The sequence below is a fragment of the Eubacterium callanderi genome, assembly GCF_900142645.1.
Lineage (GTDB): Bacteria > Bacillota > Clostridia > Eubacteriales > Eubacteriaceae > Eubacterium > Eubacterium callanderi.
This window is the reverse complement of sequence record NZ_FRBP01000020.1, coordinates 1-14,751: the sequence shown is the minus strand read 5'-3', so window position 1 is coordinate 14,751 and position 14,751 is coordinate 1. Positions and strand designations below refer to the sequence as shown.

Annotated in this window: 22 protein-coding genes; 21 read left to right on the top strand and 1 reads right to left on the bottom strand. The window is 49.4% G+C overall.

All coding sequences use genetic code 11. The features are described 5' to 3' along the window. Positions 1–134: 134 nt before the first annotated feature. Positions 135–902, bottom strand: coding sequence for an XRE family transcriptional regulator (locus BUC22_RS20675; RefSeq protein ID WP_073383633.1), 768 nt, complete (start codon positions 900–902; stop codon positions 135–137). 164 nt (positions 903–1,066) lie between these two features. Here BUC22_RS20675 and BUC22_RS20670 point away from each other — a divergent pair, with 164 nt between their 5' ends. The 21 genes from BUC22_RS20670 to BUC22_RS21360 all read left to right on the top strand — a co-directional run. Beyond that, positions 1,067–1,297 carry a helix-turn-helix domain-containing protein gene (locus BUC22_RS20670; protein ID WP_073383630.1) on the top strand — a complete coding sequence of 77 codons (231 nt, stop codon included), beginning with the start codon at positions 1,067–1,069 and terminating at the stop codon, positions 1,295–1,297. 86 nt (positions 1,298–1,383) lie between these two features. Then, positions 1,384–2,031: a BRO-N domain-containing protein gene (locus BUC22_RS20665; RefSeq protein WP_073383627.1), complete on the top strand. Its 648-nt coding sequence runs from the start codon at positions 1,384–1,386 to the stop codon at positions 2,029–2,031. A gap of 59 nt (positions 2,032–2,090) precedes the next feature. Beyond that, positions 2,091–2,600, top strand: coding sequence for a hypothetical protein (locus BUC22_RS20660; RefSeq protein ID WP_073383625.1), 510 nt, complete (start codon positions 2,091–2,093; stop codon positions 2,598–2,600). A gap of 4 nt (positions 2,601–2,604) precedes the next feature. Next, entirely contained in the window at positions 2,605–2,904 is a 300-nt protein-coding gene (locus tag BUC22_RS20655) for a hypothetical protein (protein WP_073383622.1), read from the top strand. A 13-nt stretch (positions 2,905–2,917) separates the two neighbouring features. Beyond that, entirely contained in the window at positions 2,918–3,220 is a 303-nt protein-coding gene (locus tag BUC22_RS20650; protein WP_073383619.1) for a hypothetical protein, read from the top strand. 1 nt (position 3,221) lies between these two features. Further along, positions 3,222–3,434, top strand: coding sequence for a hypothetical protein (locus BUC22_RS20645; protein WP_073383617.1), 213 nt, complete (start codon positions 3,222–3,224; stop codon positions 3,432–3,434). A gap of 98 nt (positions 3,435–3,532) precedes the next feature. Next, positions 3,533–3,793 (top strand): hypothetical protein, encoded by a 261-nt coding sequence (locus tag BUC22_RS20640; protein WP_073383615.1) that lies wholly within the window; start codon positions 3,533–3,535, stop codon positions 3,791–3,793. Between the two features lie 4 nt (positions 3,794–3,797). Continuing rightward, a complete protein-coding gene (locus BUC22_RS20635) occupies positions 3,798–4,175 on the top strand; it encodes a hypothetical protein (RefSeq protein ID WP_073383612.1) in 378 nt (125 codons plus the stop codon). Positions 4,176–4,244: 69 nt separating this feature from the next. After that, complete coding sequence (locus BUC22_RS20630) at positions 4,245–4,469, top strand: hypothetical protein (protein ID WP_073383610.1); 225 nt, start codon at positions 4,245–4,247, stop codon at positions 4,467–4,469. Between the two features lie 198 nt (positions 4,470–4,667). Then, positions 4,668–4,985, top strand: coding sequence for a hypothetical protein (locus tag BUC22_RS21615; protein ID WP_143163957.1), 318 nt, complete (start codon positions 4,668–4,670; stop codon positions 4,983–4,985). Then, positions 4,982–6,157: a DUF2800 domain-containing protein gene (locus BUC22_RS20620; RefSeq protein ID WP_073383605.1), complete on the top strand. Its 1,176-nt coding sequence runs from the start codon at positions 4,982–4,984 to the stop codon at positions 6,155–6,157. Before BUC22_RS21615 ends, BUC22_RS20620 begins: the two co-directional genes overlap by 4 nt. Before the next feature lie 14 nt (positions 6,158–6,171). Next, positions 6,172–6,951: a DUF2815 family protein gene (locus BUC22_RS20615; RefSeq protein WP_073383603.1), complete on the top strand. Its 780-nt coding sequence runs from the start codon at positions 6,172–6,174 to the stop codon at positions 6,949–6,951. A 50-nt stretch (positions 6,952–7,001) separates the two neighbouring features. Then, positions 7,002–7,241, top strand: coding sequence for a hypothetical protein (locus BUC22_RS20610; RefSeq protein ID WP_073383601.1), 240 nt, complete (start codon positions 7,002–7,004; stop codon positions 7,239–7,241). Further along, the gene (locus BUC22_RS21995) at positions 7,234–7,404 is read left to right on the top strand and encodes a hypothetical protein (RefSeq protein ID WP_159435646.1); all 171 of its coding nucleotides are present in this window, start codon (positions 7,234–7,236) and stop codon (positions 7,402–7,404) included. The genes BUC22_RS20610 and BUC22_RS21995 overlap by 8 nt, the downstream gene beginning before the upstream one ends. Then, positions 7,382–9,355 carry a DNA polymerase gene (locus tag BUC22_RS20605; protein ID WP_073383598.1) on the top strand — a complete coding sequence of 658 codons (1,974 nt, stop codon included), beginning with the start codon at positions 7,382–7,384 and terminating at the stop codon, positions 9,353–9,355. Before BUC22_RS21995 ends, BUC22_RS20605 begins: the two co-directional genes overlap by 23 nt. Positions 9,356–9,364: 9 nt before the next feature. After that, the gene (locus BUC22_RS20600; protein WP_073383595.1) at positions 9,365–11,785 is read left to right on the top strand and encodes a virulence-associated E family protein; all 2,421 of its coding nucleotides are present in this window, start codon (positions 9,365–9,367) and stop codon (positions 11,783–11,785) included. 276 nt (positions 11,786–12,061) lie between these two features. Beyond that, complete coding sequence (locus BUC22_RS20595; RefSeq protein WP_073383593.1) at positions 12,062–12,388, top strand: PDDEXK family nuclease; 327 nt, start codon at positions 12,062–12,064, stop codon at positions 12,386–12,388. Then, a complete protein-coding gene (locus BUC22_RS20590) occupies positions 12,378–13,784 on the top strand; it encodes a DEAD/DEAH box helicase (protein ID WP_073383590.1) in 1,407 nt (468 codons plus the stop codon). The genes BUC22_RS20595 and BUC22_RS20590 overlap by 11 nt, the downstream gene beginning before the upstream one ends. After that, positions 13,756–14,010, top strand: coding sequence for a hypothetical protein (locus BUC22_RS20585; RefSeq protein ID WP_073383588.1), 255 nt, complete (start codon positions 13,756–13,758; stop codon positions 14,008–14,010). Before BUC22_RS20590 ends, BUC22_RS20585 begins: the two co-directional genes overlap by 29 nt. After that, on the top strand, positions 13,991–14,380 hold the full coding sequence (locus tag BUC22_RS20580; RefSeq protein WP_073383585.1) for a sigma-70 RNA polymerase sigma factor region 4 domain-containing protein: 390 nt from the start codon (positions 13,991–13,993) through the stop codon (positions 14,378–14,380). Before BUC22_RS20585 ends, BUC22_RS20580 begins: the two co-directional genes overlap by 20 nt. 111 nt (positions 14,381–14,491) lie before the next feature. Continuing rightward, positions 14,492–14,751, top strand: a 260-nt coding sequence (locus BUC22_RS21360; RefSeq protein ID WP_200805558.1) for a helix-turn-helix domain-containing protein, incomplete at its 3' end; no start/stop codon positions are given.

Sequence of the window (14,751 nt, the reverse complement as noted above, 5' to 3'; positions counted from 1 at the left end):
AAATGCCCGGTATATGGAAAATACCGGGATAATGTGGTACAATAAGTTTGTTGAGTGACTTAGTGTACCGACTACCCCGGGAATCTATGTCATCGCCTCTGTGTTAGCGCACGGGGGCGTTTTTTTTTATTGTTTTATAATTTTCCTAAAATTTTTCCAATTGTCTTAAACGAGCAGTCATCGTTAATTTTTATGGGCGAATAAGCTGGATTTAAAGATACTAAGCCTTTAGGATCACACATCTTAATAAAGCCCTCACCGTTAAGGACAAACAATCCGATATCGCCAAAGGCGACGTCTTCCGATCTTTCAACGAAAACAATATCGCCATCCGAATATTCGGGCTCCATAGAGTCCCCCGCTACAGGAACGGCAAAATCAGTGTTTGCCGGGACCCGATTGGCGGGATAGCCTAATTTTTGAAAACTGTCATCATCAAGATACTGCCCCGTGCCAGCCGAAGCCGATTGAGTGTACGTGTCGATAAAGATGACGTTGTCTGATGCGTTTTCGGACGTAGAATTGCAGTGGTTGCTCATTGAATGATCATCTGCACCATTATGGTAGTGATTAATCTGCGTTTGTCGATCGAGCTCCCGATTCAGAAGATACCCGATAGTTTCTTTTCCGTAATTGTCAAGTAAACGATATTTTTCGATGATCTCTAACTCATCGTATGAAACCTTTTCAGGAAAATTATTTTCCATTTCATCCTGCCATAAAAAATTAGCATCAACTTCTAAAGCGTCCATTATTTTAGATACAGTTAACATACTTGGTTCGCGATTCCCGCCCTCATAACCTGCTAAAGTAGATTTCGCCACTCCAATCTTTTTGGAAAGCTGTTCCTGTGTTAAATGTTTTTTTAACCTAGCTTCTTTCATTCTATCCTTAAATGCCATTACTGTCACCTCTCTATGTTTGCATTATAGCATCGAAATATCCGTAAATCAAGATGAAAAAACGCGTATCGAAAACTTTTTTTATCAATACGCTTGACAAGTATGCGATATGAGACTATAATGAGTTTAAAGTTTGCAAAATGAATATTGAAAGAGGTGAGAAAATGCAAATTGAAGACTACAATTCAAAATTGCCTTCGGCAATTAATAGGATCATCGATGAAAAGGGGCTGAAGCAGCGGGCCGTTGCGCAAAAAGCAAACCTAAGCCCAAGAGAGCTTAACGCGATGCTCAATGGGCGTAAAATTATTAAGCCTTGTGATGTTGTGGCGATTTCTCAAGCTCTTGGTGTGAAGCCGGGAGATCTATTCAAAGAATTTGATCTTCTAGAATAGAAATTTTAGAAGCCTGATAGTAAGAATTATTTACGACTTAAGATGTAAAGCATATTTTCTATGTGTGGAAAGGAGGTGAAACTAAAATGAAAACAGAAATTTGGAACGGCCACAAAATCCGCTTTGTTGAAAAGGAAAGAGAATGGTGGGCGGTTGCAAAGGATGTTGCGGAGGCACTTGGATATAGTCACACGCCGCATATGCTTAGACTAATAGACCCCAAAGATAAGGACGTCCACTTTATGGACACCCCTGGTGGCAAACAAAAAATGGCCATCATTTCAGAGGTCGGTTTATATGAGGCAATATTTAATAGCCATAAAACAGAGGCGAAGGACTTCAAGGAGTGGGTTAAAGCAGTTTTAAAAGCACTCCGGCAATCTACCGGGATTGAAGGTTTTCAAGTATTTCGGATGCTCGACAAAGAGCACCAAAAAGAGATGATGTCAAATCTTCAAGAATCAATTGAATCTGTCAGAAAGCCTCGCAAACAGGATTTTATGAAGGCTAACACCATAGCGAACAAAGCCGTCTCAAACCGTTACGGTTATCCTAAAATGGTCAAAAAAGGGGAAATGACACCAGAGATGCTTGTTGACCGAGAAAGGATACTGAGTGATACCGTTGAGTTAATGGGGATTAATGAAAAATTTCATTTGGGCGTTTCCATTAGTGAACAGATTTACAGGAAGCACACAACCTCGTCACAACAGCGTGACAAGGTTGAAGGATAAAGAATTATTCAGATGTCAAAGAAATTGACATCCCAAAATATGAAAAAGGAGCAATAAATATGGAACTTGTAAAAGAAAACAAAAAGGAAATTTTGACCGCTTTACAAAGAGCGCTGGGAAAAGAATTTAATGGGACTGAGCAACAAGAAGGTGCGGAGGAGCTTATTAAGTCGATTCAAAACTATGGAATCTATCCTATGGTGCCAGAACTTGAGCTGTACTGTTGGGACGCCTATGGTAAGTATGGCGATGACTACTTTTTATATCCAGATGAAGACTTTGGTTATTTCATCGTTAGTGTTTTCGAAGATCATTTGACTAATGGGATTCCATGGTTTACAAAGTTGGTCAAAAGAATTAATGATCGATCCGAAATTATGCTTAAGGACGAAGACGGACAAGAGGTCGAATTTGGTTACTTTACCTTTAACGATTACCTTGTCTCATACGATAGGAACAGTGGAAAAATACGGGTCGGTAATGAGCATGTCGATATCTTATCTTTTGATCCAGCAAGCCTTCTTGTGGTCATATTGTCTGAATTACTCGATCCGGAGCAGGAGGACTAAACCAATGAAAAGTAAAAAAGAAAAAGCCATTGAGCAGTTGTATAAAAAATACGGCAAGTACGGAGTCAGTAAAAAGCAGCTCAAAGAAATCATCAATAGTGGATTAAAGCAGGGCATTTCACTCAAGTCGGCAATTATCGGAGCCCGCTTAGCCCTGTCGGGTCAATTTGGTGGGAATGAACTGTTTACCGTTGACGATGTTTGTGCCGTAACCGGAGAAACGGAAGCAGAGGTTATTAAAAGAATTAAGCAGCTGGAACGTGAAGGCCATAACGTGTTGCACAAAGGGCCGTTGCCGGCATAGGAGGGCTAAGACAATGGGTGAAAAGCAAGAAGTAAAATACTGGGAAAGAAATCCTACTTTACACGGTCTTTACGGTTTATCAGACAACAATAGTACAAAACTAGAAGGAGAATCGTTCAGCGATGCATATTTAGAAGAACTTCACTCCTATCTGGTGGATGCTGGAATCATTGAGGATCTAGGCAAGAGTAGACGGTGGGACAGCATAATGGACATTCTTGCAAGTTATGGGTCCTGCTGTGAGTACATGGGCTTTGAGATAGGGTTTAAAACCGCTATGAAACTCTTTAAGGAATGCGGTATGGGAGGTGAGTGATTTGCCAGTAAAAAGAAAAATAACCGTCAAAGAGGCTGCTCAACGTATGGGAGTAGCCGAACAATTTATACGTGTTGGCCTACAACGAGGGATATTGAAATTTGGATATGCTGTACAGCAAAAGGAAAATGGAGAGTATTCTTATCATATTTCACCTAAGAAGTTTGAAGAGTACATGGGAAAAGAAGAGAACGAAGGAGAGGAGGCCTCATGATGGACTTAGCAATTGCTGGCTTACCATTCATGATTATGGGGCCCGTGCTATTTTACTTGATTACAAAGATTGTAGAAAAACTTTAGGAGGATTAAGATATGGGGTTGCTATTTGATCTCAGAGACGATGTCGAGGACATCCGCGCATTGCAGGATAAATCAATTTTTATCCAAAAGGAAATCGGAGAATATTTTAATTTTACAGGAGATGAGGATAAGCAAAAAATACTGTATCAATATGACCGCATCAGCGCTTTTGTAGATGTTTTATCTGATTATATGGGTGAGACTTGCGAAGCGCTCAGGGAGCTTTCTGACAGAATGACTACAGAAATAAAAAACCAAAAAGAGGAGGATTAGAAACATGAAATTAAATATTGAGATATTCAGAGCGTTAGCAGATTTAAAAACACGGGACGATGTGCTGAATGCACTTCAGGAAACCAGTGATTCAGACGCTTATTTCTACGAACTGTTAGACAGTATCGAAGTAGAGAGCAGCGGAAGTCAAAAAAGTTTAGTAGATATGATAAGAGATGCACACAGCGCCAGTTTAACTGATGCTTTTGATGCGGGTGTTGCTTATGGGCTGCACATTGGCCGCGAAATTGAACGGATTATTGATGATCCAGTAAAAATGACGAAAGAATATACAAAGCAATGGACAAGTGCCCGTGAAGAATGCCCAGTAAAAGAAAAATCCTCCGATCGTGTTGGAGCACTAAGGTCGGAGGAATCATAAAAATGTACAGTTAAATTATATCAGAATTCAGGAGGGCTGTAAAGGCAGCCCTCAGAAAGGATAAAGCCTATGTACAAACGTAACACCCTTTTATTACCGTGCAATGACGACAGCGGAGGCAGTATAAGCGTTTATAAAACGGATTATGAGAAATTCAAGAAGAGCCGTAAAATCGTCATCACAAAAGAAGTCATCAACCGAGAAGGCGTCCACTTGGAGTATTATTCAAAACGAAACCCAGACGCCTCTGGAAAATGTTATTTAAAAAATTTAGATTTAATCGAAGGGAGATAAACAATGCAATTTGTATTTGATAGCAAAGAAGAAATCCGGGAATACGCGGTTAGCGACTTACACATGGTGAGTGTAGCCGATCAGACAGCTGCGACTGCCAGTCAGCCGGCCTATATTGACAACTCGGGGCTGCATCCGGCTGACGTGCAGCTGCTGCACCAGCAAGCACCGACGCCGCCGACAGGACAGGCGCCACCTGTGCCGCCCGTGCAGACCGTTGCACAACCCGCTCCAGCGGCACCCGTTCAGCAGCCCCCAGTGACCCCGCCGCCAGCCCAGTCAGCTCCGGTACAGCAGCCGGCCTCCGCAGCTCAGCCCCTGCCGACCACCGCTGTGGCTCAGGAGTACACCCAGGATCAGATCAGCGTGGCCATGGCCGGCCTGGTCAGCCAGGGCAAACAGCCGGAGATCATGGCGTTAATCCAGGGCTTTGGCGTCAGCAGTTTAGTCGAACTACCCAAAGAACAGTACGGCGCCCTGGCCGTAAAACTGCGTGAAATGGGGGCGCAGATATGAGTTCAAAGAAAGGAACCCCGGCCCATGCCCTGCTGTCCGCCAGCAGCGCAGAGCGCTGGCTGAACTGTCCTGCCTCCGTCCGGTTATCCGAAGGGATGCCGGACCTGGCAGGCGATCCAGCCAGAGAAGGCACCCTGGCCCACGCCATCGCTGAGCTGAAACTGAGAAAGCAGTACACCGAGCCCATGGGCAAAGCAACCTTCACCCGCCGGATGAACAAGCTGACCAAGGACAATGACCTGTATAACCCCGAAATGCAGCGTTATACCGACCAGTATCTGGAGTTTGTGAACAGCATCACCTACGCGCAGACGACCACGCCCTTTGTGGAAGTGGAAAAAAAGGTTAATTACAGCGCTTATGCCCCCGAAGGCTTTGGCACCGCGGACTGTATTGTCATCCACGGGAACCACCTCTGGGTGATCGATTTTAAATATGGTAAGCACAATAAAGTCGATGTGGTTGAGAACAGCCAGCTGAAGCTCTATGCCCTGGGGGTACTGGCCGATTATGGTTTCATCTACCCAATCCAGACCGTGACCCTGTGCATTGTGCAGCCCCGCATGGACAACATTGTACAGTGGGATACCGATGTGGCCGCCCTGTACCAGTGGGGGAATGAAGTCGTCAAACCCCTGGCCGAAGAAGCCTATGCCGGCGGCGGGGAATGCGTGCCGGGTAAACACTGCCAGTTCTGTCCCGTCAAGCCCGTCTGCAAAGCCTACGCCGGGCAGTACGACGTCAAAGAAGAAGAGATTAAAGACCCACAAATGATGAACGCGTCTGAGATGGCCCAGATGCTCGCAAAGCTGGAGGGCGTGGTCAATTACCACAAGAAGCTGAAAGAGTATGCCCTCACCAAAGCACTGGAAGGCTTAACCATCCCAGGATTCAAAGTGGTCGAAGGGCGCAGCACACGCAGCTTCAAAGACCTTGACGCCGCTTTCCAGAAAATCAAGGAAGTCGGCTTTGACGAATCCCTGCTCTATGAACGCGTCCCCCTGACCCTGACCGGTGTTGAGAAACTTTTAGGAAAAAAACAGTTCGACAGCCTGTTAGCCGCCGACGTGGTAAAACCCCAGGGAAAACCAACACTGGTACCCGAAGACGACAAACGGGAGCCGTTCAAACCAAAAAGCGCGGCGGAAGTATTCAAAGATGTACAAGTTTAGGAGGAATAAACAAAATGAGTGAATTATTAATCGGTGAAATTAGAATGAGTTATGTCAACGTGTTTGCGCCATATGCGGCCAACGGCGGAGAACCAAAATACTCCGTGACCTTGCTGATCCCTAAGAGCAATACACAGCTGGTGCAGCAGATTCAGGCCGCTATTGAACAGGCCAAACAGGAGGGGGTCGCAAAGAAGTTCGGCGGCACAATGCCCGGCTTTGTCGCGTCTCCAATGCACGACGGCGATGGCACAAAGCAGACCGGGGAACCTTATGGCGAGGAGTGTAAAGGGCACTATGTAATGACCGCTTCCTGTAAGCCAGAGTTCGGGGCCCCCGGCGTCGTCGCAGGCCCTGACCGTCACCCTGCAATGGATCAGAGTGAAGTCTACTCCGGCTGCTATGGCTACGTGTTTGTCAACTTCACCGCCTACAACGCCAGCGGGAAAAAAGGTGTCGGCTGCTACCTGCAGCATGTCTGGAAAACACGAGACGGCGAAGCCTTCGCAGGCGCAAGAACCAGCGTTGAAGACGCTTTTGCAGGGGTAACGGTCCCAGTCCAGGGTCAGCCTGCAGCTCCTGGTGTTGTTACGCAGCCCGGATACACCGCAGCCATGCAGAATCCTTATGCGCAGCAGCCCACAGCTCCGGCGGTTACGCCGGGATATCCGCAACAGCAACAACCTGCCCCGGTACAACCCCAGTACGGTCAGGCCCCGGCACAGCCCGCTGCACCCCAGAAGATCGACCCAATCACCGGCCAGCCGATCCTGCCGGCAGTCATGGGCATTTAGGAATTCAAGGCCCCCAGAGCGGGGCCTTTTTTAACAGTGGAGGCCTAAAAATGGATGAAAAAACAATGCTTGAAAAAATACTGCAATACAGTAAACGACACCGCGTAGATGTGTATGGGCATATGCCGTCCGGCTACAGCATTATGCCCGGCGCGTCAACCGCGCCTGTTGGATCTGTGTGGATAAGCAACGGAAAGAGCCGATTTAATGGTGAGAGAAGAAAAGCTTTGTTATTGAAACCGTGGCTGTGGGCTACGATTAAAGCCTACCAGGAGGTGCCGGATGAGTAAGAACCAATACAACGAACACCGCTACACTGAAAAATACCCGGACCCGACCGCCGGCACGGCCATTGACAACATTGAGCGGGAGCAGAAACGAAAACGCAAGAATCAACCAACAAAGAAGAAACGGGGGGGGGGGCACCCAGATGGCACGAAACCTCAGCATTGATATCGAAACTTACAGCAGCGTCAGCCTGCCGGACTGCGGGCTGTACAAATACGTGCAGTCCCCGGACTTTGAGATACTGCTCTTCGCCTATTCGTTCGATGATGAACCCGTGGAAGTGGTGGACTTAACCCAGAAAGGCCGCACTCTGCCGCAGCGCGTACTCTGGGCCCTTCAAGACCCGACTGTTAAGAAGACGGCCTACAATGCGGCCTTTGAGTGGTACTGCATCAACAAGTTTTTTGTGAGCCCGCTGGAGCAGTGGGAGTGCACTATGGTGCATGGTCTGTATGCCGGGTATCCTGCCGGTCTGGGGCTGGTCGCCCGAGTGATGGGCTTTCCAGAGGATAAGAAAAAAGACACAGCGGGAAAGGCCCTGATTAAGAAATTCTGTGTTCCCAGAAAACCGACTAAAAACAAGCCTTATACACGCACTTTACCAAAACATGAACCGGAACAATGGGAGCTGTTTATCGAATATTGCCGCCAGGACGTGGTGGTGGAAAAAGCCATCAAAGAACGTCTGGACAAGTATCCGCTGCCCGAACAGGAACAGTGTTACTGGATCATGGATCAGGCCATTAACAGCAGGGGTGTTCAGATCGACACCGGTCTGGTGAACGGCGCGATGGCCATCGACGATATTATGACCGCTGAGCTGGTGAATGCGTTGAGAGAATTGACCGGCCTTGACAATCCGAACAGCCCGGCACAGCTTAAAAACTGGCTGGAACAGGGAACCGGAAAGCCCGTGCCGAGTCTGAACAAGGCCGATCTTCCGGACTTGATTGAAGCCATGGAAGCCGAAGGACATCCCGAGGCGGCTAAAGTGCTCTGTATTCGCCAGGAACTGGCAAAGACCAGCATTAAGAAATACCGTGCCATGCACAACGCCGTATGCTTTGACAACCGTGTCCGGGGGTTGCTGCAGTTTTACGGTGCAAAAACCGGCCGATGGGCCGGGCGCTTAATTCAAGTGCACAATCTTCCGAGGAACTACCTGGAAACGCTGGACGTTGCGCGAGACCTGGTTAAAACCCAAAACGTCGACATGCTCAAAGTCATTTACGGCAACGTACCCGATACGGTCAGCCAGCTGATCCGTACCGCGTTTGTGCCCAGCGAGGGCTGCCAGTTTGCCATCGCGGATTATTCAGCTATTGAGGCCAGAGTGATCGCCTGGCTCTCCGGGGAGCAGTGGCGTATGGACGTGTTCCGCACCCATGGGAAAATATACGAAGCCTCCGCCAGTGCCATGTTTGGTGTTCCTCTCGAAAAAATCAAGAAAGGAAACCCGGAGTACGCGCTGAGGCAGAAAGGGAAGATCGCTGAACTGGCGTTAGGCTATCAGGGGTCAAAAGGCGCGCTGATCCAGATGGGCGCCCTTAAGATGGGCCTGGACGAAGAAGAGCTCCCCGACATTGTGAGACGCTGGCGGGATGCCAACCGCCGGATTGTGGATTTCTGGTATACCGTTGAGAACGCCGCACTGGGATGTGTGGAGTTCGGGGAGCCCTGTTTGCTGCAACACGGAATCATCATCAGCCGAGACACGCATTATCTGTTGATCACCTTACCCTCAGGCAGACAGCTTTTTTACACCAACCCGGTCATTGTCCCCGGAGATATGGGCCGAAAGCAGGTCCAGTTTGAAGGCTTAAACCAGACCACTAAGAAATGGGAATATGTGCCGACCTATGGCGGAAAACTGGTGGAAAACATCGTCCAGGCCGTCGCCCGGGACTGTCTGGCAGAAGCCATGTACAAGCTGCACTGCGCAGGTTACAAAATCTGCTTCCACGTGCATGATGAAGTGATTCTCGAAATTCCAGAGGATGACTCCGTCTATAACCTGGACAACGCCATCAAAATCATGTGTGAGCCCCCGGCCTGGGCGCCGGACCTGCCCTTAAACGCCGATGGCTTCACCAGTGATTATTATAAGAAAGATTAGGAGGCCCTTATGCAAAACAACATCAAGTTAACCATCTCCACCGGGTCCGGAAGGCACGCGGTCTTCTGGTACCCCCAGGAACTGTACTGGGCCGATTTTATACAGAAGGTATCAAGCCCTGTCGTAACCGCTGAAAACTTTGCGGCCTACAAGCGCCTGCCCAAGAAACAGCAGGACGACCTCAAGGACGTCGGGGGTTTTGTGGGCGGAAGGCTGGCCGAAAACCGCCGTAAAAACGACAAAGTCATCGACCGGTCCCTGATTACCCTGGACGCGGATTCCGTCCCGTCTGGGGGCACCCAAGCCGTCTTACAGGCGGTATCGGCTTTGGGCTGCGCCTACGTGGTGTACTCCACGCGAAAGCACGAGGAAGCCGCGCCAAGACTGCGCATTGTGATCCCCTTGGACAAGCCCTGCACGGCCGAACAGTACGAGCCCATCGCAAGAAAAGTTGCCAGCTACATCGGCATGGAAATCATGGACCCGTCAACTTTTGAGGCCAGCCGGCTCATGTACTGGCCCAGCGTCAGCGCAGACATGCCACAGCAGTACGTTTTTGCCTATGAAGACAAGCCTTTTCTCTCCGGAGAAGGGGTGCTTGCCCAGTACACCAACTGGCAGGACGTGGCCGAGTGGCCCGAAGTGCCCGGCGCGGCCAAAGTCAGGCAGACCGCCGCCAATCGACAGGGGAATCCCCTGGATAAAAAGGGCGTCGTGGGCGCGTTCTGCCGGACCTACGACGTGCCGGCCGCCATCGCGAAGTTTATTCCAGACGCCTACAACCCCTGTGACACCCCAGGGCGTTACAGCTACGCGGAGGGTTCCACCGTGGGTGGGGCGGTGCTTTACGACGGCGGGAACTTCATTTTCTCCCACCACGCTACCGACCCGATCAGCGGCCTGCTCTGCAACGCTTTTGATTTGATCCGGCTGCACAAGTTCGGCCATCTGGACGAGGACGCCAAACCTGAGACCCCAGTGGCCAGCCTGCCCAGTTACCGGGAAATGCGCAGCTTCTGCGTGGAAGACCCGGAGGTCAAGGCTCTGCTCAGCACTGAACGCTATGCGCAGGCAGCGGAAGAGTTTGAGGGTGTGGAGACGGTGCAGGCAATTGAAGACCCAACCGCGTGGATGGGCCTCATGAAGATGAACGAGAACGGGCAGTATGTGAAAACCATTGAGAATGTGCTGACCGTTTTGGAGCACGACCCGTTAATCCGGGATCACTTCTACCATGATGAGTTCAGCAACCGCCCCGTCGTGACCGCAAGGCTGCCCTGGGAAGAGAACGTCCCGGGGCTTTACCGGGAACGGGGCTGGAAAGACGCCGACGATGCTGGTCTGCGGCTGCACATGGAAAAGTTCTACAACATCAGCGGGCAGCAGAAAATCTATGACGCCATGGCTGTCTACGCGACCAAACACAAGCGCCATAAAATTAGAGAGTACCTGGGCGCCTTAAAATGGGATGGCCAAAAACGCCTTGAAACCCTCTTAATCGACTACTTTGGCGCCGAGGATAACCAGTATTCCAGAGACACCATTAAAAAGGCACTGGTGGCCGCTGTGGCCCGAATCTGGAACCCTGGCGTCAAGTTTGACAACATGCTGATTCTGGCCGGCGCCCAGGGGATTGGGAAGAGCACTTTTTTCAGCAAGCTCGGTAAGAACTGGTTTTCTGACAGCTTGAGAACTTTTGAAGGCAAGGAAGCCAGTGAGCTGCTGCAGGGCTACTGGATCATCGAAGTGGGTGAGCTGGAGGGCTTTAATAAGTCCGAAATGGGCACCATCAAGCAGTTTCTCAGTAAAAAGGATGATATCTACCGGGCGCCATATGGACACCGGACAGAGGCCTTTCCGCGGACGTGTGTGTTCTTTGGAACCACCAACGAAAGCGACTTCTTAAGGGACCGCACCGGGAACCGCCGGTTCTGGCCTGTGGACGTTCATAAGGAAAAAGCAACGAAAAGCGTATTCACCGATCTGGATGACGAGGTGGATCAGATCTGGGCTGAAGCCATGGTTTATTATGCCATCGGCGAAAAGCTGTTTCTGGAAGGGGCTGCCGCCAACGAGGCCGAAGAAGCCCAGGAGGCCCATAAGGAAGTAAACCCCAAGGAAGGTGTTATTGTGGACTTTATCAGCCGTCGCGTGCCGCTAGAGTGGAACAAATTCGGACTGATGGAGAGGAGGACCTACTGGGCCACAGAGTGGCCTAAAGCGACGGAAGAAAACACGGTGCCGAGGGATCGAATCTGCGCAGCGGAAATTTGGTGTGAGTGCTTTAACAACGAGCTGAAGTATATGCAGCGCAAGGACACCGTTGAGATTAATAACATCCTAAACGGTTTGAAAAACACCGAAAAGGTGAGATCAAGTCAACGTTTTGGACCGGATTATGGAAACCAAAGAGGGTTTTGGATAATGTAGGCAAAAAAAGTTTGTAGGCAGAGTGTGCCTACATTGCCAACAAACAAAAATACAATGTAGGCGGGCTTTGTTGACACCAAAAGCAAGGCATATAAAAGCTTACAGATGTTTGCCTACATTGCCTACATTCTTTCTATATATAAATATAAAATAAAGAAATATAAGAATATATACACCTTATAAATCTTATATATTCTTATATTATGTAGAGTATATAGAGAGAATGTTGAAGATGTAGGCGAAGCAAAAACCAAGGATATAAAGGAGTGATCAAAGTTGCTAGAAAAGGAACTAGAAGCAAAGCTGAGAGACGCCGTTAAACAACAGGGCGGCCGGGCTTATAAATTTACATCGCCGGGGAATACCGGGGTGCCCGACAGGTTAGTCGTATTCCCCGAAAACAAAATCGGTTTTATCGAGCTAAAGCAGACCGGGAAAAAGCCGACTAAAAACCAGATGCTGCAGATGACCCGTCTGGCCGTCATGGGCTGTAAGGTCTACCTGCTGGATCGGTCTGAGGACATAAAGTTTATCCTGGAGGATATCCAGACAGATCTCTGGCCGGATTACCGATGGAGAGGCAGGGAATACGATGATCTTTAAACCGCATGGCTATCAGCGGTACTGCATTAACCGGATGATCCTGGAGAGCCATCTGGGGCTGCTGTTGGATATGGGATTAGGCAAGACCGTCATCGCCCTGACGGCCATCAACGATCTGCGGTTCAACCGTTTTGCGATCTCCCGGACCCTGGTCATTGCCCCGAAAAAAGTCGCAGAGGACACCTGGACAAGAGAAAGTTCAAAATGGGACCACTTACACCTGTTAAGAATCAACGCCGTTTTAGGAGCCAAAAACAAGCGCATCCGGGCATTGAATACGCCGGGGGACATCTGGGTCATCAACCGCGAAAATGTGCAGTGGCTGGTGGACTATTACCGCAATGACTGGCCCTTTGACTGTGTGATCATTGATGAGCTGTCCAGCTTTAAGAACCCCAGCGCTAAACGCTTCAAAGCCCTGAAGCTGATGCTGCCGCACATCAAGCGCCTGTATGGATTAACCGGCACCCCGGCGCCCAACGGTTTACTGGATCTCTGGAGCCAAGTGTATCTGTTGGATCAGGGGCAGCGCTTAGGGAAAACCGTCACCGCCTACCGTGACCGGTATTTCAACCCCGACCAGCGGGGCGCGGACCGGATTTACACCTACAAGCCAAAAGACGGGTCCGAGGGCAGCATCAAGGCCGCCATTTCTGACATCTGCATCAGTCTGAGCGCCAGGGATTACCTGACCCTTCCAAAACGCATTGACAACGTGATCCCGGTTCACCTGAGCCCAAAAGCCGCCGCGCAGTACCGCGAGATGGAAAAAAACATGCTGCTGCAGGTGGACGAGGCCACCATTGATGCCAGCACTGCAGCGGTCTTAAGCAACAAGCTGCTACAGCTGTGCAACGGGGCCATCTACGACGAAAACAAAGCCGTCTACGCGCTGCACGATGAAAAGCTGGAAGCCCTGAAAGAGATCGTGGACACGGCCCAGGGAAACAGCCTGCTGGTGTTTTATAACTTCCAGCATGACCGGGATCGGATCAAGAAAGCCCTGTCCCGGATGAAACTGAGAATCGGGGAGCTGAAAACCCCGGAAGACATCGAAGCGTGGAACGCCGGCAAGTTGGACATCCTGCTGGCCCACCCGGCCAGCGCCGCCTATGGGCTGAACCTTCAGGACGGCGGGCACATCGTTGTGTGGTTTGGGCTTAACTGGTCTTTGGAACTGTACCAGCAGGCCAACGCAAGACTGCACCGGCAGGGACAGACTGAGACCGTTATTGTGCAGCACCTGGTCACCCAGGGCGGTATGGATGAGCAGGTCATGGAAGCGCTGCAGGGAAAAGAAGCCACACAGGATGCCTTACTGAACGCCCTGAAAGCACGGATTGAAGAATATAAGCAGGAGGAAGAAGATGCCAACAATGAAGCCAAAACGCTGTGAAGGCTGCGGCGCCCTCTTTGATCCAAAAGCTGGGAACCAGCGTTACTGTGGGCCCGCGTGTTACCGGTTAGCCAGAGAGCGCCAAAAGCTGGAAGCAGCAAAACCAAGAGAAAAGCGGATGGCCATACCAGAGATTGAGGCGGCGGCCAGAAAACACGGCTTAACTTACGGGCAATTTACAGCCAGAATGAGAATGGAGGGTGCCTATGAATCCAACCGAGATTAAAGCAGAATTGGAACGACTAAATCAAGTTCGCCTGGACATTTTGAAATATCAAGGCCCGGAGAAGGTGAAATCAGAGACAAGTTATGTTGACGCAGATAGTATCCATGGGAACCATCGCCGGGCAGCGATCGATATTTTTGAGGAATATCAGCGCGTAACCGACAGAATGGACGCCCTGAGACAAGAGCTTAAAGACTGTGTTGACCGTTTTGAAAGCCTAGCAGAGAAAGTATTGTTTCTGGTGAACGTCTACGGCATGACGCAGAAAGAGGCGGCGGAATATCTGGATTATAGCTATAGCCATGTGCGGCGTATTTACTCACAAGCTGAAAATGATACAAATCATGATACATTTTATGATACAAAGTGAGGGATAAAAAACATCCGATATGTGGTATAATGGCGTTAACAAGAGTGTAATCAAGAGGCCACGGCAGGAGCTGTGGTCTTTTTTCGTACGTAAAAAAGAGAGGTGAGGTGGTTGCCGGACACAAGAGATTTAGCTTATCAGGATTATCTCGATGGCATGAAATACAAAGATATCGCGAAAAAATATGGTGTCAGCCTGTCCGCTGTAAAGTCCTGGGCAGCACGATACTGGAAAAAAGAAAGTTGCAACCCTGCGACCAAAAAAGTTGCAACCAAAAGGAAAGACCAGAAGATTATCACTGAAGAAGTTGATCAGGTCATGGGCAATAATGGTCTCACCGATAAACAGCGCCTGTTTTGCTTGTGTTATAT